This is a genomic window from Psychromonas sp. 14N.309.X.WAT.B.A12 (assembly GCF_030397575.1).
Lineage (GTDB): Bacteria > Pseudomonadota > Gammaproteobacteria > Enterobacterales > Psychromonadaceae > Psychromonas.
In genome coordinates this window covers 220,170-243,098 of record NZ_JAPNXS010000002.1, presented here as the reverse complement: position 1 = coordinate 243,098, position 22,929 = coordinate 220,170, and the positions used below count along the sequence as shown (strand labels likewise).

General features: G+C 37.0%; 19 protein-coding genes. 13 read left to right on the top strand and 6 right to left on the bottom strand.

Annotation, left to right across the window (positions count from 1 at the left end):
- Positions 1 to 62: 62 nt before the first annotated feature.
- Entirely contained in the window at positions 63 to 2,477 is a 2,415-nt protein-coding gene (locus OW492_RS04110) for a DNA polymerase II (RefSeq protein WP_290038631.1), read from the top strand.
- A 57-nt stretch (positions 2,478 to 2,534) separates the two neighbouring features.
- Here the strand turns inward: OW492_RS04110 and OW492_RS04105 are convergent, their stop codons facing one another.
- Positions 2,535 to 3,587, bottom strand: a complete 1,053-nt coding sequence (locus OW492_RS04105) for an aldo/keto reductase (protein ID WP_290038630.1) — start codon at positions 3,585 to 3,587, stop codon at positions 2,535 to 2,537.
- Positions 3,588 to 3,941: 354 nt separating this feature from the next.
- On the opposite strand from OW492_RS04105, the gene OW492_RS04100 reads away from it, so the two are divergent.
- From OW492_RS04100 to OW492_RS04090, 3 genes are all read left to right on the top strand, one after another.
- Positions 3,942 to 4,178: a PA3496 family putative envelope integrity protein gene (locus OW492_RS04100; RefSeq protein ID WP_290038629.1), complete on the top strand. Its 237-nt coding sequence runs from the start codon at positions 3,942 to 3,944 to the stop codon at positions 4,176 to 4,178.
- Between the two features lie 411 nt (positions 4,179 to 4,589).
- Positions 4,590 to 5,117, top strand: coding sequence for an NAD(P)H-dependent oxidoreductase (locus OW492_RS04095; RefSeq protein WP_290038628.1), 528 nt, complete (start codon positions 4,590 to 4,592; stop codon positions 5,115 to 5,117).
- 2 nt (positions 5,118 to 5,119) lie between these two features.
- Positions 5,120 to 5,470, top strand: a complete 351-nt coding sequence (locus tag OW492_RS04090; RefSeq protein WP_290038627.1) for a DUF1294 domain-containing protein — start codon at positions 5,120 to 5,122, stop codon at positions 5,468 to 5,470.
- Positions 5,471 to 5,550: 80 nt separating this feature from the next.
- Here OW492_RS04090 and OW492_RS04085 read toward each other — a convergent pair whose 3' ends face one another.
- The gene (locus tag OW492_RS04085) at positions 5,551 to 6,132 is read right to left on the bottom strand and encodes a hypothetical protein (RefSeq protein WP_290038626.1); all 582 of its coding nucleotides are present in this window, start codon (positions 6,130 to 6,132) and stop codon (positions 5,551 to 5,553) included.
- Positions 6,133 to 6,416: 284 nt separating this feature from the next.
- On the opposite strand from OW492_RS04085, the gene OW492_RS04080 reads away from it, so the two are divergent.
- Positions 6,417 to 8,375, top strand: coding sequence for a DNA topoisomerase III (locus OW492_RS04080; protein WP_290038814.1), 1,959 nt, complete (start codon positions 6,417 to 6,419; stop codon positions 8,373 to 8,375).
- Between the two features lie 286 nt (positions 8,376 to 8,661).
- The gene (locus OW492_RS04075) at positions 8,662 to 8,961 is read left to right on the top strand and encodes a hypothetical protein (protein ID WP_290038625.1); all 300 of its coding nucleotides are present in this window, start codon (positions 8,662 to 8,664) and stop codon (positions 8,959 to 8,961) included.
- A gap of 46 nt (positions 8,962 to 9,007) precedes the next feature.
- Here the strand turns inward: OW492_RS04075 and OW492_RS04070 are convergent, their stop codons facing one another.
- Together OW492_RS04070 and OW492_RS04065 are read right to left on the bottom strand one after the other, a co-directional pair.
- Complete coding sequence (locus OW492_RS04070; RefSeq protein WP_290038624.1) at positions 9,008 to 11,404, bottom strand: diguanylate cyclase; 2,397 nt, start codon at positions 11,402 to 11,404, stop codon at positions 9,008 to 9,010.
- A gap of 282 nt (positions 11,405 to 11,686) precedes the next feature.
- Positions 11,687 to 12,196 (bottom strand): OmpA family protein, encoded by a 510-nt coding sequence (locus OW492_RS04065; RefSeq protein ID WP_290038623.1) that lies wholly within the window; start codon positions 12,194 to 12,196, stop codon positions 11,687 to 11,689.
- A 117-nt stretch (positions 12,197 to 12,313) separates the two neighbouring features.
- Between OW492_RS04065 and OW492_RS04060 the strand changes: the two genes are divergently transcribed.
- Positions 12,314 to 13,798, top strand: a complete 1,485-nt coding sequence (locus tag OW492_RS04060) for a peptidoglycan-binding domain-containing protein (RefSeq protein WP_290038622.1) — start codon at positions 12,314 to 12,316, stop codon at positions 13,796 to 13,798.
- Positions 13,799 to 13,976: 178 nt separating this feature from the next.
- Here the strand turns inward: OW492_RS04060 and ylqF are convergent, their stop codons facing one another.
- Positions 13,977 to 14,918, bottom strand: coding sequence for a ribosome biogenesis GTPase YlqF (ylqF, locus tag OW492_RS04055; RefSeq protein ID WP_290038621.1), 942 nt, complete (start codon positions 14,916 to 14,918; stop codon positions 13,977 to 13,979).
- 556 nt (positions 14,919 to 15,474) lie between these two features.
- On the opposite strand from ylqF, the gene OW492_RS04050 reads away from it, so the two are divergent.
- From OW492_RS04050 to cyoE, 6 genes are all read left to right on the top strand, one after another.
- Entirely contained in the window at positions 15,475 to 15,756 is a 282-nt protein-coding gene (locus OW492_RS04050) for a hypothetical protein (RefSeq protein ID WP_290038620.1), read from the top strand.
- A gap of 316 nt (positions 15,757 to 16,072) precedes the next feature.
- Positions 16,073 to 17,041, top strand: a complete 969-nt coding sequence (cyoA, locus tag OW492_RS04045) for a ubiquinol oxidase subunit II (RefSeq protein ID WP_290038619.1) — start codon at positions 16,073 to 16,075, stop codon at positions 17,039 to 17,041.
- A gap of 2 nt (positions 17,042 to 17,043) precedes the next feature.
- A complete protein-coding gene (gene cyoB / locus OW492_RS04040) occupies positions 17,044 to 19,032 on the top strand; it encodes a cytochrome o ubiquinol oxidase subunit I (protein ID WP_290038617.1) in 1,989 nt (662 codons plus the stop codon).
- A complete protein-coding gene (gene cyoC / locus OW492_RS04035; RefSeq protein WP_290038615.1) occupies positions 19,029 to 19,664 on the top strand; it encodes a cytochrome o ubiquinol oxidase subunit III in 636 nt (211 codons plus the stop codon). Before cyoB ends, cyoC begins: the two co-directional genes overlap by 4 nt.
- A complete protein-coding gene (cyoD, locus tag OW492_RS04030; protein ID WP_290038614.1) occupies positions 19,664 to 19,990 on the top strand; it encodes a cytochrome o ubiquinol oxidase subunit IV in 327 nt (108 codons plus the stop codon). The genes cyoC and cyoD overlap by 1 nt, the downstream gene beginning before the upstream one ends.
- 34 nt (positions 19,991 to 20,024) lie before the next feature.
- The gene (cyoE, locus tag OW492_RS04025; RefSeq protein WP_290038612.1) at positions 20,025 to 20,906 is read left to right on the top strand and encodes a heme o synthase; all 882 of its coding nucleotides are present in this window, start codon (positions 20,025 to 20,027) and stop codon (positions 20,904 to 20,906) included.
- Between the two features lie 596 nt (positions 20,907 to 21,502).
- Here cyoE and OW492_RS04020 read toward each other — a convergent pair.
- Complete coding sequence (locus tag OW492_RS04020; protein WP_290038610.1) at positions 21,503 to 22,873, bottom strand: MFS transporter; 1,371 nt, start codon at positions 22,871 to 22,873, stop codon at positions 21,503 to 21,505.
- Positions 22,874 to 22,929 lie beyond the last annotated feature (56 nt).

The window sequence follows — 22,929 nt, the reverse complement described above, 5'->3', positions numbered from 1 at the left end:
CAAGGAGCTTCAATGCTCCTTGTTTCTCCCTTTATCATATTATTTAGTATAATATGCAGGTCATGAGCGAATCTTCTATTACTTCCCTATCAGGCCTGATTTTATCTCGTCAACAAGTCGAAACTACGAATGGTGTTAACCTGATATTTTGGCTAAGCACTGAACGTGGTCCATGCCGTATTGTTATTCCCCAACAACGTTATGTTTTTCTCATCGAACAAGCCCATTTAGAACAGGCTGAAGCGCTTTGGAAACAAGAAAATTGCTTCCCAGACTTTATTAGACCCATTGAGCTTAAAACCTTTAATGGGCAAAAAGTCTGTGCTATTTATACTGCTAAGCAACAACTCCATAAGTGGTGCCAACTCGCTTTAATGCAACAAGGTATTGCTACCTATGAAGGAGATATTAAATTAAGCGATCGTTTTTTAATGGAGCGTTTTATCTATGGTGTTGTGAAAGTGTCAGGTCAAATCGACTGGCTAGGATCTTATTGGTCCTGTCAGCAAGCGACTGTGTCGAGTGAAGCTAATGCTGAAGTCATTGAAGCCAATAGCCATTTAAGCATGGTTTCATTGGATGTGGAGTGTAGCCCACACAGTGAGTTATACAGCATCGCTTTAAGTATGGGTAATGTAGGAGAAGCACAGCAAGCACATCATACGGTATTGATGATAGGTCGTCCTCAAGCTGCCGATGATATTAATGTGTGCTGGGTTAAAGATGAACGGGCATTATTATTGGCGTTGATTCGTTGGTTTGAGCAATATGATCCTGATGCGATTATTGGTTGGGCTGTTGGCAACTTTGATATGCGTTTATTAGCCAAAAGGGCGCAGTTATTGAATGTCCCTTTAACCATTGGTCGTGATGGAAGTGCATTAAAGTGGTTAACGCATAGAGATGACCCTGAATCAGGCTCAGTAATCTTAAATGGTCGAGTCGTATTGGACGGTATAGATGCATTAAAGAATGCCAGTCTACACTTTGAAAGCTATAGTTTAGAGTATGTTAGTCAAAGTTTATTTGGGGAAGGGAAGTTGATCGCTAATAATAGCGATAAAGGCCTCGAAATTAAGCGTCAATTTGAACAAGAACCCTTAACATTAGCACGTTACAACCTACAAGATTGTTTGCTAGTAGAGCGTATTTTTGAACATAAACAACTCGCTGAATATACCATTCAACGAGCACGTTTGACGGGACTTGCTTTAGATAGACGTGGTGCATCAGTTGCCGCATTTATTAACCTGTATTTACCGTTATTACACCGCAGTGGTTACATTGCACCTAACTTAGGGGATGTACAAGCACAACACTCACCGGGTGGCTTTGTGATGGACTCGGTGCCTGGGTTATATCAATGGGTATTAGTTTTAGACTTTAAGTCTCTGTACCCTAATATCATGCGGAGTTTTAAAATAGATCCACTAGGGATGGTAGAAGGATTATTAGCACCTGAAAATGACACTATTCCGGGTTTTAGGGGGGCTAGATTTAGTCGAACAGCACATTATTTGCCTAAAATTATCAACACCTTAACTGCTGCGCGTGAGCAGGCTAAAAAAGAGAAAAACCATGCCTTTCAACATGCTATTAAGATTATTATGAATAGTATGTATGGTGTATTAGGCTCTGCCGGTTGTCGTTTTCATGATACCCGTTTAGCGAGTTCGATCACGTTACGTGGTCATCAAATAATGCAAGATACGGCTCAATTCATTGAAGCGCAGGGGCAGCAGGTTATTTATGGAGATACAGATTCTACATTTGTTTATTTAAAAAATTGTACTGATCAGCAGCAAGCGATGGAGATTGGGAAGCAATTAGCGACTGATATTAACCAATATTGGGAAGCTAGGCTACGCGAAGAGTTCGATTTAGATTGTTTCTTAGAGATTGAGTTTGAAACTGCTTTTTCGAAATTTTTTATGCCTACTTTACGTGGCCAAGATACGGGATCTAAAAAACGTTATGCAGGTTTAACTATGACCGATAAGGGCGAAGAGATAGTGTTTAAAGGGCTAGAAACGGTTCGCTCGGATTGGACTGAATTAGCGCAAAACTTTCAGAAGACGCTTTATAAAAAAATATTTTCAGAGCAGCCGGTAGAAGCTTATATCATGGAGACTATTGAGCAACTCAAGCAAGGTCAATTAGATGATAAGTTGGTCTACCATAAACGTTTACGTCGGCCCTTAGCTGATTATGTTAAGAATGTGCCTCCACAAGTTAAAGCTGCACGTTTAGCAGATCAGCAAAACGCCGCATTGGGGTTGCCATTGCGTTATCAGCAACGAGGCAGAATTGGGTATTTACTGACAGTTAATGGTCCTGAACCACAGGAATACCTACATTCAGATATTGATTATCAGCAATACATTGATAAACAATTAAAACCAATTGCAGAAGCTATTTTACCGGTATTAGGGAAGGATTTTAACTTAATAACGTCAGACCAAATGTCATTATTTTAATGGGAGTTTGAGTTAGCCATACTGTGATAGTAAGGCTAACGTAATAACTATAACTGGCTAATACGGAGCTGGATAAAGCTTTACGATCTCACTAATATCTGACAATGCTTGTTCAGAAAGCGGATCTTTAAAAGCTTCAATGTTTTCTTTTAGTTGCTTCATAGTGGTTGCACCAATGATCGTTGATGTTACACCGTCTACTTGGTCACACCATTTTAACGCTAACTGGGCGGTGGTGATGCCATTAGCTGTTGCAACCTCTTGGTAGGCTTTAATTGCTTGTTTACTGCTTTCAGTATCACGATATAAGCCATTGCGTTGCTGTAATGTCCAACGACTACCTTCAGGGCGTGCCCCGTCAAGGTATTTTCCACTTAGCATACCTGTTGCTAAAGGTGACCAAGGCAAATAAGCAATATCTTCATGCACACAATTCTCTATCAAGTATGGCCAATCTTTGGCATGTAATAAATTAAACTCATTTTGAATCGATACCATGCGTGGCAAGTTATGTTGCTCACTCAACTTTAAAAAGGTGTTTATTCCCCATGGTGTATCATCAGATAACCCACAGTGACGAATTTTACCAGCTTTTACGCACTTCTCTAAGCCTTGTAATACGTCCAACATGGATTCAGTTTGTTGTGTTGCATCACTGTCAGAAAACTTGAAGTGGTTTGGTTGATGGCGACCAAAATGAGGCGATTGGCGGTTTGGCCAATGTAATTGATAAAGGTCGATATAATCGGTTTGTAAACGCTTTAAAGATGCCTCTACAGCACTGATAACAGCTTCTCCAGTAATGGGGCCACCATCTCTTACCCAAGGTAATCCTGGACCCGCAATTTTAGACGCAAGAATAATGTCTTGGCGTTGACTAGGGTTATTTTTTAAATAATGACCAATAATAGATTCTGTCTTACCGTATGTGTCGGCAGAGGGTGGCACTGCATACATCTCAGCGGTATCAATAAAATTAATATTTTGTGCTAAAGCATAAGCAATTTGTTGGTCTGCATCTTGTTGGTTGTTTTGTAACCCCCAAGTCATACTGCCTAAACAAATACGTGAAACTGACTCACCGCTACTACCTAAAGTTGAAAATTGCATATTCACCCTTTTTATCGTCTTATAAATAAGTGCTTAATGTAACTGCTTATACATGGATTGTATATTCTCTGTTATTAATCAATGTTATTTATATGTCCGACCACTTAGGGAGCTGGTGCTTAAAACTGTATTAAAATAATGCACTAATCGCATATTTTTTAATAAATAAATTTTTAGTTAATTTATTTTGAATATTTATATTGAATTTTTCGAATAATGAGTTAAAAAGAGAGTGTATGGTTATTTATTTAAAGTTGAATAAAGTCACCCATACCACACAATTTAAAAATTAATTTTTGTAGTTATATAAGCCGGTAATCGGCTCAGCAATACTGTCATGATTGGAGAACTAAAATGGCAAATAGTAATAGAAACTCTCTACAAACTGAAGACGACACACAAGATATGGTTGACTTTTTTTCTGAAGATGATTGGGATGAAGAGAACTCTTCAGTGAAAAAGAAACAAGCATTAATGAACGATAGAAAACGAGGCAAAGTACGCCGTAGCATTGAAGAAATTAAAGAAAGAAAACGTTTAAAAGAGTTGTTAGGTGATGATTACGACGATTTAGATTACCTAGATAGCTAAAGATATTTTATCTTTGTGGAGAAATAATTCTCTATGTTTTTATAAGGTAGTACAGAGCTATGCTAGTTTTTTATAGCTTATATTTTCTGTCACTAAAAGGTTGATGTTTACATTAACCTTTTTTTTCGCCTATTTTTTGGCTTCACTTGCGTTTTATATAAGTGACGTAGCTTGAAAAGTTTGCTAACAAGGAAAATGATATCGATTCTCGTCGTTGAATAATAATTGACGAAGGTGATAAGATGTTTTTAAAGGTTAACATTATTAAAATCATTAGCATAACGCCGTTTTAAAGCGTATGTATTAATCTAGAAATATAAGTGAATTTACCACTCTTATCCTAATAAAATGCTTAAGTAGTATAGTTATTGAGTGGGGGATTTATTTTCATCAAGATAACAAGGAGTTAATATGAAAGTATTAGCATTTGCAGCGAGTAATTCTGAAAATTCAATTAATCAAAAGTTAGCAGCGTACACTGCCAGCCTAATTTCTGATGCTGAAGTCGAGTTGCTTGATATAAATGATTATGAGATGCCAATTTACAGTATTCAGCGTGAAGTGAAACTAGGAAAGCCCCAACAAGCGTTAGACTTTTATGAAAAGATAACTGAAGCAGACGTCATTATTATCTCATTTGCAGAGCATAATGGTTCTTACACGGCTGCTTACAAAAACCTGTTTGATTGGACTTCTCGTATTGATATGAAGGTCTATCAGGATACACCTATGTTGATGTTAGCCACCTCGCCGGGTCCGAGTGGAGCAGCATCTGTACTTGCTTCTGCAACAGGTTCTGCCTCTTACTTTGCGGCAGATGTGAAAGGCACATTATCAGTACCTAACTTTTTTGATGTGTTTGATATTGTGAGTAATAAAATGATCGATGAAAAAGTGCAAAATGCACTTATTTCGCTGGTGGCTAAATTAACCGACTAATCGTGCATAAACTGCTATTTATTTTACTGGCTACTATTTATGTTTTAGCCGTCTTTTATTTTCAATCAATTCAGTGGCTACCAAGTTGGTCACTGCTTTTTATGGCGGCGATTAATGTATTAAGTGTGGTTCTTTATGGGATGGATAAGTTAGCTGCCATTAAACAATGGCAAAGAACACCGGAGAAACACTTTCATTACTTAGCTTTGTTTTCTGGTTGGCCTGGCAGCCTAGCGGGACAAATGTTATTTAACCATAAAACGACTAAAGTTAGCTTTCGCCGATATTTTTATCTAATGATATTTTTCAATGTAGCTAGTACAGCGGCTTATATTTATTATATTAACCGCTAAATGTGAGCTGTTAATGCTATAGATAACCAACGATCTTTTGTAACTTGATAACTGACTTCTTAAAAGCTCGTTTTCACAAATTAGATTTCATCCGCTTCAAAAGCTTGATTTGCTTTATCGAATGCATCTTCCTCTTCAGTATCATTAAATAAATCATTTAGCTTTTGACTATTCTCATCCCAAAGTTGCTGACTTTTTTCCTTACTCTCATTCCATAGAGATTCACTAGAGGTTTTGCCATTTTCCCATAAATCTTCGCTGGTTTCTTTACCATCTTGCCATAGAGATTGTGTTTTTTCTTTGCTGCCTTCCCATGCTTCTAAGCTAGTTTCTTTGCTTTTTTGCCAAGCATCTTTACCTGATTCAATGCTTAGATTGAGTGCTTCTTGGCTAGTTTTTTTGCTTTTATTCCAAATTTCTTTGCTGGATTTTGTCACGTTATCCCATGAACTATCTTCAACAGTGCCTTTAGCTTTAGAAGCCGCAGCAGTGGTTCTTTCTAACAATGTCGGTTTTGCAGCACTGCTGTCTGTTATTGTGTCTTGCTGTGCTTCTATCACTGTTGGTTCAGTAGGCAACTCCTGTTCATTATCATTACAGGCACTAAGAAATAATAAAGTACTGGCGTAAAGTGCCGCTTTAGAGAGAGATAAATGATTCATAATTATTTCCTATTAGGCTATTAGTGAGTAACAAAGAGCTCACTAGTATATACGAAATGGTATTTTAAAAGTTCTATTGAATGACTCAAAGAGACAATACCTATTTATTACTGATTTTTAATGTAACGCGACTTAATGTTCATAGTCATGTTCTTCTAAATTCGTTTTAATTTGATCTGCATAAATAGACTACTGTCAGTTAATTTAGTTGCAAATATAGGGCGTTAAAGCTTGAATTGTTCTATTATATAAAATACTGTCTATAAAAACAGTTGGAGTCCATGTTGAAGTTATATATTGCTGAAAAACCAAGCCTTGGGAGAGCCGTTGCTGATGCCTTACCAAAACCCCATCGTAAAGCTGATGGGTGTATTTACGTCGGTAATGGGGATGTTGTAAGCTGGTGCATTGGACACCTTTTAACACAAGTTGATCCTGAAGCTTATGATGCGAGCTTTAAACAATGGAAGTTTGAGCATCTTCCGATTATCCCTGAACAGTGGAAGTTAAAGTCCGTTCCTAAAACCAGTAAGCAGCTGAGTGTGCTAAAGAAGTTAATTAAACAAGCCGATCAACTGGTGCATGTCGGAGATCCTGATCGAGAGGGACAGTTATTAGTAGATGAAGTGATCCATTTTAGTGGAGTGAAAGGAGCTAAACTAAAGCAAGTTGAACGATGTTTGATCAGTGATTTAACGGTTAATGCGGTGAAACGATCATTGCAATCATTACGCTCAAATCAAGACTTTATTCCATTATCAACTTCAGCATTAGCACGCACCCGTGCAGATTGGTTATACGGTTTAAACCTGACTCGTGCTTACACTTTATTAGCTCAAAAATCAGGCTATAAAGGCGTTATTTCGGTGGGGAGAGTTCAAACTCCATTACTAGGTTTGGTGGCTAAACGAGACCGTGAGATACAGCAGTTTGTCAGTAAACCCTTTTATGAAGTTTTAGCCCATTGTAATACAGGGGCTGGAGAAAACTTTACGGCAAAGTGGCAGCCTAGTGAAGCGTGTACCCCTTATCAAGATAGTGAAGGTCGCGTACTAGTGAGAGGCTTAGCTGAAAATGTAGCAAATCGCATTACAAATCAACCAGCCAAGGTCTTGAGTTTTGTGAATAAACAAAAAAAGCAAATTGCGCCATTACCCTATAATTTATCGAGCTTACAAATTGACGCAGCAAAGCGCTTTGGATACAGCGCACAAAAAGTATTAGATGCTGCTCAAGCTCTTTATGAACGTTACAAGCTTATTACTTATCCGCGTTCAGATTCACGCTATTTACCACGTAATCATCATAAGCAAGCTAAAACTATTAGCCAAGCTATTATGCATAACGATACTGAGATGAAACAGGCTGTTCAAGGGGCAAATTTATCAATCAAAGGTAGAGCTTGGAATGACAGTAAAGTTGATGCTCATCACGCGATCATCCCAACGGATACAAAAAAACTAACTAGCACTTTAGACAATCTAAGCAAAAATATTTACCAGTTAGTGGTACGCCAATACCTATGTCAATTTTATGATGATTATCATTATGCAGAATGCATTGCAGAAATCGAGATTAACCAAGGTCTGTTTGTTAGTAAAGCAAAGTCTAAAATAAGTGATGGCTGGAAAATATTGTTTCCACACAAGGAAGCTGAAAGTTTTTTACCTCATTTAACTAAAGGGCAAGTTTTACACTGTGAACGTGGCGAAGTTATTGATAAAAACACCCAGCCGCCAGCATATTTTACTGATGCGACACTGCTTGCGGCAATGAGTAATATTGCTCGGTTTGTACAAGATCCTGACCTTAAAAAAGTATTAAAAGACACTGATGGTTTAGGGACGGAAGCGACTAGGGCTGGCATTATTGAATTATTGTTTAAAAGACTGTTTTTACAAAGAGTCGGTAAAACCATTCAAGCAACAGAAGTAGGGCGCAAGTTAATTGAAAGCCTACCAGATAGTTTAACGTTGCCTGATATGACCGCGTTATGGGAAATGCAGTTGAATGCGATAAGTCTCAAGCAGCAAACTTATCAGGGGTTTGTTTTACCACTTCAAGAGCAACTTGAAGGGGTTATTCATAAAGCAATTGCAGATGGTCCACAAGCTTTGGTTAATCTACCTAGTAGCTCAGTAAGCACTAAAAAAACCTTTAGAAAACGAGCAGGACGGCCGACTAAAAATACTGCTTATACAAAAAATAATTATAAAAAAGGCAAAGCTGCTTCGCGTAAATAATAAGACATTTTCGATATGACTAATGCAAACTGCTTACTATAGGTAACGTGGTCCAAGTAGCGTATCTACACCTCACATAAATCAGGTTTACCCAAATAATTGATCAATTATAAAGCACTTAAACCCAGTTAATTAATGTTAATTTATTACCCATTAGTGTAATATCTTTTTGCTGTAGATTGGTGTATGTGAATTATTAATGAACTTTACATCTTTGCAGGTTGTTTCTGTTTGACTTTTTTGATTAAAGGTTGAATACCTCAATTGTTCTAAAGAAGTAGAGTTTATGAGTAGATGGTATGATAAACGCCCACAACTTGGTAAAGGGCTAGATCAATTTAAAGAGATGGATCCTCAAGTACGTGAGCCTATTTTAAAAGCGATTATTCATTTGGTTGAACAGGAAGAGCCTAGTTTATTAAGTGATGAAAAGGCGAATGAATTCCGTTTAGATTCCGCTCGATTAAGGTGGTATGAGCATGATCCATATTGTTGGCTAGTTTTTAATATTTTAGAGTTTGCTAGCATTGCTATTTGGGAGTCTGTTGAAGACTTTTTGGAAGCTAGATTATCGCTAGCCGCTTAATTATTCGTTTTTATCTGATTCATCGTCAATCAGTGCACCAGCCGTATTAGCTTGATTGCACTTGATTTCTGCCTTTTTCTTTTGCGTTGTATAATGCTTTATCTGCTTTTTCAACTAAACGCTCCAGAGAGTCACCCTTCTGATACTCAGTGACACCAATACTAATAGTAATATTAATAAAGCAATTTAGTCTTTGTGAAAGGTAAGGGTTGGTTTCTATTTTTTTACGCAATTTTTCAGCTACCGAGATACTCTCATCTAATCCAGCTTTCGGTAATAAAATAACAAACTCTTCACCGCCATAACGTGCAAATAAATCATCCCCCCTTAATGCTTCTTGAGTTATTGTGACAAAATATTTTAATATTTTATCGCCGGTTATGTGTCCAAAATCGTCATTTACTTTTTTGAAGTGATCAATGTCAATTAATAACATAGAAAGGGGAGTATCAAGCTCATCAGAGGTTTTGAAAAATAGTCGTGATTGCTCGATTAAATAGTGACGATTAAAGGTATCTGTTAGGTTATCTTTATAAGCCACATCACGTAAAAGCTCTTTTGAATGTTCGATATTTTTTGTTCTTTCTTTAATTTGTCGTTCTAAACTTTCGTTTAATTCTCTTAGTGCTTTTGTTTTTTCTTCTATTTGAACGTTTAAACGTTTATTTAGTTTATTGAGAAGACTCTGACGGTATAAGAAAGATGCGATAATCAAAATTGTTACAATTAGCCCCCACCAGAGTAATCTGTAATCGAACTTTTCTATATACTTTATAGAACCACTGGTATCCATTATTTGTGCAATTTTTTCTTGCGATAGATTGTGGATTAACTTATTCATAATCGAGAGCAACGGTACTTGATCACTTCTAACCCCTATACCTAATTGCCTTTTTTGGTCAAATTTGCCACTGACTTTTAGTTGTCCTAAAAAGTGCTCTTGTAAAAAATAGGTCACGGCATCTAAGCCATCAATAAACCCATATAATTCTCCATCAGCAACTTTTTTCAAACCACTTTGAACATCATCAACATCAACTACAATGATATTGGGGTAGTTTTGGCGTATAAAATCTTGTTGTGCATAACCTTTAACCATACCTATTCTTTTATTGGCTAATAAATTGAAATTATTAACAAAAGGCATATGGTGCTGAGTTACTAAAACACGTGGGAAAACTAAATAAGGATCTGTAAAATTGAGGTATTGTTTTCTTTCCTCTGTTTCACCCGCTAACGAAAGTAGATCACAGGTTCTTTGCTTGGCTAATTCTATTGATTCCAACCAATTCTCCGTTGGTATTATTTCAAGAGGGATAGGAAGTTGCTCTCTAAAGATATCAATAAATGCCTTGTTTGTACCTATGTGTCGGCCATTACCGTCAAGGCCTTCAAAGGGCAGCCAATTAGGGTCAACACACATGGTTATTTTTTGCTTTTGTTTTAAATATGCTTGCTCTGAAGAGTTAAAAAATATGTAAGGAGTTTCTGCATCATAAATGAATTTATCATAATCAATACTACCTTCATTAATACCTAACACTTTGTATAGGTCAAAGCTTTTTTGTATTTTAGTCTTATCAATAACCCCGATTTTAGCTGTATTCAGATAAGCTAATTTTTTTAATGCGACCGCTTCAAAGGTGAGGGCTTCTTTAGTTAGATTTTGTTCATTGTATTTATCAAGTATGATTTGAACAGCTTCATCAATGTGAGAGAATGCATACTCCCACCCCCTTAGAGATGCTTTTCTAAAGGCTTTTGTGGCTGAGATATCTTCGGCTATAAAGTGCTCGCTGGTGTACAGGAAGTCACTATATAAATCAAAACCATCGTATTGTGGGGAAAAAATATTAAAGTCGACCCCTTTCTGTTGTAGATCGTAGGGCGCTTTAGAAATATACGCTGAAATAATATCAGTTTTTTTATTGATTAAATCTTCAATATTGTGCGAATGAGTAATTTGTTTTAAGTCAGTTAATTGCACATGGTTTGCATTTAGCATTGCCTTTATAGACACTTGTTTGGCATCTGCAACACTGGTCATGATCTTCTTTCCATTAAAATCAGCAAAGGTATTAATATTAGAAGCTTTAGTGGTGATTAATGTCAAAGGACTTGATTGAAATAAGGCAAACAGCACTACGATTTGTTTGTGTTTTGCTTTTTCTAAAATGAGGTTTTCTTTACCAACGGCAAAGTTAATCTCACCATTAATAATTTGTTGGACAGTATCTGACTGGCTTTCTATTGAGAACGGTTTTATAGAGACAGACAGTCCTTCTTGCCTGTAGAATCCTTTTTCTTTTGCCATGTAATATCCGGCAAACTGAAACTGTTCATACCACGATGTTTTTAATGTTACTTGTTTTAACTCTTCTGCAATTGAGAAGTGGCTAAAAAGTATAAAAAAGAACATGAATATCTTTATATTTTTAAACACTCATTAATTCCTTTTAATCTTTGACTCTACATACACACAATACATCTCTAAAAGCTAATTATAGCAGACATCTTCAAAGCAATATTTATTTTTGGAGATAAAATGAATAAATAATCATATTTTTATAGGTTAAAATGAATAATTATTTGATGTAGTTGAATTTGATGAGGGTTTGTAATACAAAATAAAATATAGAGGAAATATAACCACTGCAAAATAGCAGTGGTTATATTGATAGCAGTAGAGTGCTATTGATGATTGTAAAGAACGATAAATAAAGGCTTATTGTTCTTTGTATTTGATTTCTGAAATACGACTTCTTTCAGATGAAACATACTCAGCTAGCTCAACTGCATCATTAAATACTTCAGCTATAACACGACGGTTCTTTTGTGCACCAATCTCTGTATTGTTATCGTATAGTGGTGAGCTTTCACCAAATCCAATCGCTTTGACTTGCGCAGGTTTAACACCTAATTTAATTAACTCAGCTCTTATTTTAACTGCTCGATCTGAAGATAGTTGTAGATTATAAGTAGCCGTTGCAAATTTACTAGTGTGGCCTTCGATGACTGCGTATAAGTCTGTTTCTTTTAAGAAAGTAGCGAATTCAGCGATTTCCTTTTTTTCAGCATCATTCATATAAACAGTCGAATCATTTTTAAACTCAACATTTAAATCAGGTACCATAATGCAATCGGGACAATCCTTTCCGCCGTCTTGTGCATAAATATTACCAGCAAGTGCTAAACTAAGAACCGAAGATGTAAATAATATTTTTAATGTTTTCAAAATTAAACTCCTTTTTAAATTTATAAATGAACTATATCACGAACTAGCAATTAAATAGCTAAATAAAAGTTATTTTTGTGATAAAGTGCTTGTCATATTCAACGAAAGGGAAAAGCAATGAAAATTAACTTTAAAATGACAGCTATCGCAGCTTCGGTTCTGCTTACTGCAACAGGGTGTTCAGTATCAGATTCTTCAAATGAGGATTTAGCAAAGAAAGATCAACAAATTGAGAAGCTAAATCAAGAACTTCAAGAGAAAAACAATGCTCTTGCCGCTTTAAACGCAACACCTGGTGCTAGTGACAAAGCGTCTGTTGCGAACTCTCTTATTCCACCCAATGCAGAATTAGGTCACTGTTACGCTAAAGTACTAGTACCTGCGCAATATCGTACAGATCCAGTACAGCGTTTAATTAAAGAAGCACAGTCTAAAATTGAAATTACTCCAGCTACTTATAAAGTAGTTGAAAAGAAGGTAACAATTAGACAAGCAAGCTCTAAACTTATTCCTGTTCCAGCCACTTATAAAAGTGTGACTGAAAACATTATGGTTGAACCAGAAAAAATTGAATTAGTACCGGTACCAGCTGTTTATAAAACAGTAACAGAAAGTGTGATGGTTGAACCTGAGAAAACTGAATTGGTTGCTGTCCCTGCGGTTTATAAAACAGTGACGCAAAGTGTTATGGTTCAGCCTGAGAAAACTGAACTTGTTGCAGTGCCTGCTACTTACAAAACAATCAGCGAAAGCATTATGGTTGAGCCTGAGAAAATTGAGCTTGTCACTATACCTGCTACTTACAAAATGCAATCTGAGCAAGTACTTGTTTCTCCAGCACACACAGAATGGAAAAAAGGTCGTGGTGAAATTGAAAAAGTTGACCATGCTACTGGCGAGATTCTATGTTTAGTTGAAGTACCTGCAGTATACAAAACAGTGACAACTAAAGTATTAGATCAAGATGCTTATACAAAAGAAGTGAAGACACCAGCTGTTTACAAAACAGTTAAAACAAGAGCACTGGACAAAGCGCCAAGTTCTAAAGAAGTGAAGACACCTGCTGTATTCGAGACTGTGACTAAACAAGAATTAGTGACTGCAGCAACAACAAAACAAGTGGTAACGCCAGCTATTTACGAAACGGTTACTAAACAAGAGTTAGTGACGCCAGCAACAACTAAAGAAGTTGTTACACCTGCAGTTTATGAATTAGTAACAAGTAATGTTTTAGATACTCCTGCAGCGACTGAAGAAGTGAAAATCCCAGCAATTTGTAAGATGGTTAAAACACGTGAGTTAGATGTACCTGCTAAAGAGACTAAAATCTCTATCCCTGCGGTATACGAAACTTACGATACTAGCGTTAAAACTGCAGAACCTTACTTAAAATGGCAAGAAATTTTATGTGAAACAAATACAACAGAAGATGTTGTTTCTAAATTGCAGCTTGCACTACAAAAGAAAGATTACAGCATCACACAAATTGATGGTGTTTACGGTGCAGAAACTAAAGCCGCAGTTAATGCATACCAAGAAGATCAAAACTTAAATAAAGGTGCGTTAACATTAGAGACACTAGAGAAACTAGGTGTTCAATAATTCTTTAGCTCTTTATTAAGTAATACCTAATAACCCACTTCATTGAAGTGGGTTTTTTTATGCTTTAATGTTAGAAGTGTAGATTGAAATAGAGTAATTATTGTAATGAGGGATAACAAATAGCTTCTATTCGGTGGTGCTATAATCTTTGAATGGTAGTTATCAACTCGAAGAAGAGTTATTTCCTTTTGTTGTATTTACGTCTTCGTGATTTTTTCTTTTCTATTTTATTTTCTACTTGTAACGCCATCAACTCAGCGACTTCTACTTTTTCTATTGCGGCCATTTCAGGCGTTTCAATACTTAGTGGTCCTAGCGCGCCAGAACGAAGCTCATTCAATAATATTGTCGATACTTTGTAAATGTCGAAGTGTCCACCTGCACGTAAAGCTCCACGACGTTTGGCAATTAGTTCCATTAGTTCATGGTCAGACTGCGGAACGTCATCAAATTCGTAACGTTGTTGCAAACGCGGTAAGTAATGCTCAATAAGGTATTCTGCTGCGTAGTAAGCAATATCTTCATATTCTATTGCTGTATCTTTAATTGCGCCTGTTACCGCTAAGCGATAGCCTGAATTTGCATTTTCAATCTTAGGCCATAAAAAACCTGGTGTATCAGAAAGCATAATACCGCTTGGTAAACGAATACGTTGTTGATTTTTAGTTACTGCTGGCTCATTACCTGTTTTAGCGATAATTCTATCTGCGAGAATATTAATGATAGTCGATTTCCCAACATTTGGGATACCCATGATCATTGCGCGAATCTGTTTATCTTGGCCGAGGCGGTGCGGTAACATTTGCTCACATAGCTTTGTAATTTGATGTACTTGCTCAGGTTTACTGGTTGTAATAGCAATTGCTTTAATATCTTGATCTTGCTCCAAATACTCAATCCATTTCTGAGTGATAGCAGGATCGGCAAGGTCAGCTTTGTTTAACACTTTAATACAAGGTGTTTTTTCACGAATAGCGCCAATTAATGGGTTTTCACTGCTGTAAGGAATGCGAGCATCTACTACTTCAATGATGATATCTACCTGTGGCAATACTTCCTTAATTTGCTTGTGTGCTTTGTGCATGTGCCCTGGAAACCACTGGATATTTGCTTTACTCATGTATGTTGTAGCCTTCTAAAATGTACTGGTTTAAATTGTTTTCTTGAGCATCATGATAGCCATAACTACGTTATAAAAAACGATTAAAACGTAAGATGATTCAACTATTATGAAAAGTTAACAGTAATCAATGAATTTTAACACTTATCAGTTGTTAACGGGAGAAAATACGTAGAATGGTTATATTGGTTACTATCCAGTAAATAGTTAATCAAATTGTTGAACAATATGTTGTCAGCTTATGATCTCAATATTTAACAATTAATTTTGTACTAAAGCTGTTTTCTACTTGTTGACTAGGGTGACTTTGATATACTTGCGAAAATTTAATGGCTACAGTTGTTTTTTTGACTTAAATCATAATAAATAACGTAAAAGTACAGTAGTCATTTCTTTCCAGTTCGTTCATAAAGCATATAAGGTTATACCTTTGAGTTTACAGTATTGTCAGCAAACGGAATTATTGTCTATTATCTGTAGATTTTTTTCGTGTGCGCGAAACTTTTTTATGGAACGAAACGTACTCTCAATATTGGTTATTTTATTTTTGAATACGATGGTACTTTTTCAGGGTGTTATCGAAGGAAAAAATGAAATAGGTAGTTTGATGGCGAAAGTTGCATTTTCTGAAACTTTTTTAGTCAATGCTTTAGGTTATTTCACTAGCCCTCTAATGTCTAACCACTTAATAGTCGGCTTATGTTGGTTAATCTTATACTTCTTTCCTATCCGTCGAACTGCTGTTGTTTTACAAAAAGCTGCTATAATTTTTTGTGAAGCATCACATACCTTTATTGTGACTAATACCCGTGGCTGTCGTGCGCCGCCTCAGGTATAGATTAAATTGTCGCTGCAAATAATGTTTTTTTATTTTTTGTGGTTGTTTTTTATTTAGTCGATTTAGTTACTTTTCTCTTATTGTTTTCATTAATGTTTTCTATCAGAGATGAAAACCCATTTGAGAATAATCTTATACTGTTGTATTTCTTAGTTTAGTTAATACAGCATCTTTTAACTTTAGGTTATAGCAATACGTTTAATTAATATGTGTCAAAGTAGGTAATAAAAGTGTGTGAAAAATTCAACCTTTTCACTTATTTTTACTAGTCACTTTCATGGATAGTTACACGGATTGGTATTAGTAGGATGGTCCATTGTTAATTCGCAACCTTTGTAATATAGCTTTAGCTAGCATAGTCTTGACTTTGTCAGGCTGTAAAGGCGGAGTACTCGATCCAAAAGGACAGATTGGCTATGATGAGAAAAATCTAATCATCATAGCAACTGTTCTTATGTTGCTCGTTGTTATTCCCGTCATCGTAATGACTTTATATTTTGCATGGAAATATAGAGACACTCAAACTCACGAAATATACGCACCGAAATGGGCTCACTCTACCAAGATTGAAGCTGTCGTTTGGGCTGTGCCTATCATAATTGTTATTATTTTAGGTGTAATTACTTGGGAGTCTACGCATCGTTTAGATCCTTATAAGCCCCTTGAAGGTAAAGGTGAACATATCACTGTTGAAGTGGTGTCACTAAACTGGAAATGGTTATTTATTTATCCTGAGCAAGGCATTGCTACGGTAAATGAATTGGTATTCCCGACTAATGTGCCTGTTGAGTTTAAGATCACTTCTGAAAGCACGATGAATTCTTTCTTCATTCCACAACTAGGTAGCCAAATTTATTCAATGGCTGGTATGCAAACTAAATTGCATTTGATTGCTAATGAACCTGGTACGTTTAAAGGTATTTCTGCGAACTATAGTGGTGCAGGCTTCTCTGGAATGAAATTCAACGCGATTGCAACACCTACCCAAGCTGGTTTTGATGATTGGGTAAGTAATGTTAAAGCACAGGGTAATACGTTAACTAAAGATGCTTATTACCAGTTAGCTGAACCTACTGAAAATCATCCTGTAACATATTACGGTAATGTTGAAGACAACTTATTCCATACAATCATCATGAAATTCATGGTGCATATGTCTGGTAAGTCTGACATTTCTGAAATGAAAGGCATGGATCATAAAATGGATGAACATGCAGATCATTCAGGACACTCAGAGCACTCTGAGCATTCAGCGCATTCATCTCACACCCAAGGCGAGGAATAATCATGTCGTTTTTAGGCAAAATTACTTTAGATGCAATTCCACTACATGATCCCATTCTTGTGGTGACCATGATTGGTATTGCACTAGGGGGCCTTATTTTATTAGGGCTTATCACAAAATATAAAAAATGGGGCGTGCTATGGCACGGCTGGATCACTTCGGTTGATCACAAACGTCTAGGTGTCATGTACATCATTCTTGCATTAATCATGTTATTCCGTGGTTTCAGTGATGCAATTCTGATGCGTTCACAATTAGCACTTGCTACTAATGGTTCTCCTGGTTACTTACCACCAGAACATTACGACCAAATCTTTACGGCACATGGTGTCATTATGATCATCTTTATGGCAATGCCATTCATGGTTGGTCTAATGAACATTATCTTGCCATTACAGATCGGTGCGCGTGATGTAGCATTTCCTTTCTTAAACAACCTAAGTTTCTGGTTAACTGCCAGCGGCGCGATCTTAATGAATATTTCACTTGTATTTGGTGAGTTCGCTAAGACTGGTTGGGTAGCTTATCCTCCGTTATCGGAGTTGACCTTTAGCCCTGGGGTGGGGGTCGATTATTATATTTGGGCCTTGCAGATATCGGGACTGGGTACACTGTTAACTTCTGTTAACTTCCTAGTAACGGTATTCAAAATGCGTGCTCCTGGTATGACTCTAATGAAAATGCCTATTTTCACTTGGACTTGTACTTGGGCTAACATTCTAATTGCAGCTTCATTCCCAATCTTAACTGCTGTATTGGCAATGTTAACACTTGACCGTTACATGGATTTCCACTTCTTCACCAACGATCTTGGTGGTAATTCAATGATGTACATCAACCTGTTCTGGGCATGGGGTCATCCTGAAGTATACATTCTAGTTTTACCGGCATTTGGTATATTCTCAGAAATTATTTCTACATTTACGGGTAAACGTCTATTTGGTTACAAATCGATGATTTACGCGAGTGGTGCAATTTCTATTTTAGGCTTCGTCGTTTGGTTACATCACTTCTTTACGATGGGATCAAGTGCTAATGTAAATGCCTTCTTTGGTGTAATGACCATGATCATTGCGGTTCCAACTGGTGTGAAACTATTTAACTGGTTATTCACTATTTACCGCGGACGTTTACGTATCACAGTACCAGTATTATGGACACTTGGTTTCATGGTGACCTTTACTATCGGTGGTATGACAGGCGTACTATTAGCAATTCCTGGCGCTGACTATGTATTACATAACAGCTTATTCCTAATTGCTCACTTCCATAACACAATTATCGGTGGTGCAGTATTTGGTTACCTAGCTGGTTTTGCTTTCTGGTTCCCTAAAGCAATGGGCTTCAAGCTTAATGAGAAGTGGGGTAAGGTATCTTTCTGGTGCTGGATCGTTGGTTTCTTCGTTGCATTTATGCCGTTATACGTACTAGGTTTCCTAGGTATGACTCGACGTCTAAATCATACTAATACGCCTGAATGGAACTTCTGGCTATACCTAGCAGCAGTAGGTGCGATCATTATTATGTTCGGTATCATTGCACAAGTGATTCAATTATACGTGAGCTTTAGAGACCGTGAAGCACTTGATGATGAAACAGGTGATCCATGGAACGGTCATACACTTGAGTGGGCGACTGCGTCACCACCACAAGCGTATAACTTTGCTGTTATTCCACACGTTGATGATATTGATGCATGGACAGATATGAAAGAAAAAGGTCAAGCTTACATTACCAAGTCTAGCTACAGCCCGATTCATATGCCTAAGAATACCTCTGCAGGTGTCCTAATGGGTGCAGCATTAACTATCTTCTGTTTTGCAATGGTTTGGCATATCTGGTGGTTAGCAGGTGCAGGTCTAATTGGTGCTATCGCAGTATTTATTAAGCGTTGTTACTGCAACGATGTTGATTACTACGTACAACCTGATGAGATTCTCGAAACTGAGCAAGCATTTAATTTAAGTGGCCGTGAAGGAGTTAAAGCATGAGTACACTTTCAGCAGATTTAGCATCTACTAACGTAGATGCTGTATCAACACATGATGATCATCACGATCATCATGACACGTCAGGTGATACCGTATTTGGTTTTTGGTTATACCTAATGACGGATTGTCTATTATTTGCCTCATTCTTTGCTACTTACGCTGTGTTGTTTATGAACACAGCAGGTGGCGTGTCAGGTAAAGACATTTTTGAACTAGATTTTGTTGCTGTGGAAACAGCAGCATTATTATTGAGTAGTATCACTTTTGGTTTTGCAATGATTGCAGCGCAAGGCCAAAAGAAAGCATTAACATTAGCGTGGTTGTTAGTTACGTTCTGTTTAGGTGCGGTGTTCATCGGTATGGAAATCTATGAATTCCATCACTTGATCGTTAACGGTCATGGCCCGCAACATAGTGCTTTCTTAAGTTCATTCTTTGCATTAGTTGGTTTACACGGTTTACATGTAACAGCTGGTTTGATCTGGATGACAATCATGATGATAGAAGTGGTTCGTCGTGGCTTAGGTAAAGCGACAGTAACACGTTTAAGCTGCCTAAGCTTATTCTGGCACTTCCTAGACATCGTTTGGATTTGCGTATTTACCGTTGTTTACTTAATGGGGGCAATGTAATGAGTCAAGATACACATCATGATGAATCGCACGGTACAGTTAAAAGTTACCTAATTGGCTTCGTGCTATCGGTTATTTTAACTGCGATTCCATTTTATATGGTAATGGGTGGTGACTTTTCTAAAGCCACTACGATTTGGTCAATCGTTACATTAGCGATTATTCAAATCTGGGTGCACTTAAAATACTTCTTACACCTAAATTTTGTTACCGAAGATGGTCGTGCAAATACCTTCTCATTCCTATTCAGTGCGCTCATTATTGTCATGGTAGTAGGTTTGTCTGTTTGGATTATTTACGAATCAAACGCAATGATGATGCACTAGTTTAACTAGTGCATTTTCAAGAAAGAGGTTAGAGATGTTTCGTCGTTATCTAAGTGTAACTAAACCTGGCATTATCATGGGTAACTTCATCAGTGGAGCAGGTGGTTTTCTACTTGCTTCTCGTGGTGATGTCGACCTATGGTTAATGTGTGCCACGTTAATTGGTTTATCACTGATCATAGCATCGGGTTGTGCAATCAATAACGTGATTGATAGGGATATAGATGTGGTGATGGCACGTACTCGTAAACGAGTCACTGTCACCGGCGAAATGTCTGCATTCAGTGCGTTATCTCACGGAGTAGTATTAGGGATTATAGGTTTTGGTCTATTAATCGCTTATACCACTCCTGTGGCAGTATTATTTGGTCTATTTGGTTACTTCATCTATGTAGTTGTTTACAGCTTATATATGAAACGTAAATCAGTATATGGCACCTTTGTTGGTAGTCTATCTGGTGCAGTGCCTCCTGTTGTTGGTTACTGTGCAGTAACTGGTCAGTTTGATATGGGAGCGGTGATCTTATTAGTGATGTTTAGTTTGTGGCAAATGCCTCACTCTTACGCCATTGCTATTTTCCGCTTTAAAGACTATCAAGCTGCTAATATTCCAGTATTACCGGTATCGCATGGCATTGATAAAGCGAAGCAGCGTATTGTGATTTATATTGCAATATATGCATTAGTTGTCATGTTACTACCGATTGCTGGTTTTACGGGTTTAGCCTTTATGGCCGTTGCTTGTACGACAAGTTTTTGGTGGTTGATAATGGCCCTACGTGGTTATCGCCGTGATGTTGACATCGTCGGTTGGGCACGTAGAGTATTTGCATTCTCAATTGTTAATATCACCGCATTAAGTATTGCAATGGCATTGGATTACCAAAGCATTGCACCGCAAGTTATTAACTTTTAAGCAAATCACGCTATAAGATATAAAAAGCCTTGGGTGAATACCCAAGGCTTTTTTTTGTCTTCGAAAAGTTTCGTAAGAAGTTGTTAAGCAACGGCTAATTGGTCATCAACGCTGTACTAATAACACTGGTTAACTAAGTTGTTTTACTTGTTAAAGTAACTTATTTTTCGTTGTCGCTTTCGTACATAGAGCAACTATTAAAGAATTAATATTCTTTCGTTAATTCTCCGATAGATTATTAACGCAGTTAATTTTGAAGGCTAAAATTACGCCTTAAACTAAGTCATTTTTACCACGCAAAACTTAGATTATTTAGTTAATATAGTTAGTATCAACTTACTTTTGTATCGTGATAATCAGTGACTATTTATAAATAGGTTTATTGCTTATTTGGTTTTCTGCGGTATTTAAAAAAGATTTAAATATAACTAAATTTTTTGTTAACAAGTTATTTCTAAAAATGAGAAAAGCTATAGTGTTTATTCGTTTATTCGTTTATTCGTTTATTCGTTTATTCGTTGAATAGGGGATAGTTCATGAAAGAAATACTATAGGTGTTGTACATTAAATGCATAACACCTATTAATATTGAAGGGTTATTTAGGTTGGTTTAATAGGGCTTTAATATCCGCGATATTTACAACTTTCTCATCAATTTTCAAGTAGGCAATCGCTTCTGTAAATACAATTGTCGCTTCAATAACACCTGGCATATTAATCAATTGTTCTGCCACTTCACCTGCCTTTTTTTCATTTTTTACATTAATTGCAAAACTAAAGTTTTTAGACTTTTTAAGTGTTCTCATAGTTAATGAAACGACAAACCAAATCGCACTAACAATGGCCATTGCGAGGAAAATCGCTTGCTCACCAAATTCACCTGCAATAACCCCACCTAATACACCACCGGTGAATGCGCCTAGGAATTGACTACTCGAGTAGATACCCATTACGCTGCCTTTCACGCCAGCAGGCGCGATGCGAGACAGCAGAGAAGGCATGGTGGCTTCTAAGTAGTTAAATGCGGTAAAGAACATCACAACCATGATGACTAAACTAGTGAAACTGCTTGGTAAGTACCATAGCAAGAATAAGGATAAGCTCAGGAATAATACTGATGCCGATAACATTTGCTTCTCTTTTTGTTTTTTAATTGCAAATATCATAAATGGGATCATTAAGAAAAAAGAGCCTATCAATGTTGGTAGGTAAAGTTGCCAATGATCTTCTAACATCAACCCACTTGCTACGAACTGTTTTGGCAAGGTGATAAAGCAGGCTGTCATTGCCATATGTAAGGTAAAGACACCAAAGTTGAGTCGAGATAATTGAGGATGTCTTAATAATTTTTTAATCTGGTTTGGTAAGGCAACACTATCGCCACGAGGTGCTTTATTAATAGAGTTTGGAACATAGAATTGAATCAATAACATGGCAAAAATCGTGAGTATTGCAATGAACCAAAAGAGGCCGCTTAACCCAAATGCTTCAGCAGTAATAGGTCCAACAACCATTGCAATGGTAAAGGATAAACCAATGAACATACCAATAGTAGCCATCACTTTTGGACGTTGCTCTTCACGACTTAAATCGGCTGCAAGGGCTAATATTGCGCTTGCAATAGCTCCCATCCCTTGTAATGCTCGCCCAAATACTACGCCATAAATAGTGTCTGACATAGCGGCAACAATACTACCAATTAAAAAGATAAGCAGACCAATGAGAATAATCGGCTTACGACCGAATTTATCCGATAAAATGCCCATGGGAATTTGTAACATAGCTTGAGTTAACCCATAAGCACCGATCGCAATACCAATCCAGACTGGGCTATAGCCTATTAATTGCTCGCCATAAATTGCAAAGATGGGCAGGATCATAAAGAGACCCAACATGCGAAGACCAAAAACAGTTGCTAATGAAAAAGCCGCTCTTTTTTCGATACTATTTAAACCAGTAGCACTCATAAAATATATAAACTCAATTTGTCGTGAAGCCCTAAGTAGGGTGATAAGTCGCAGGG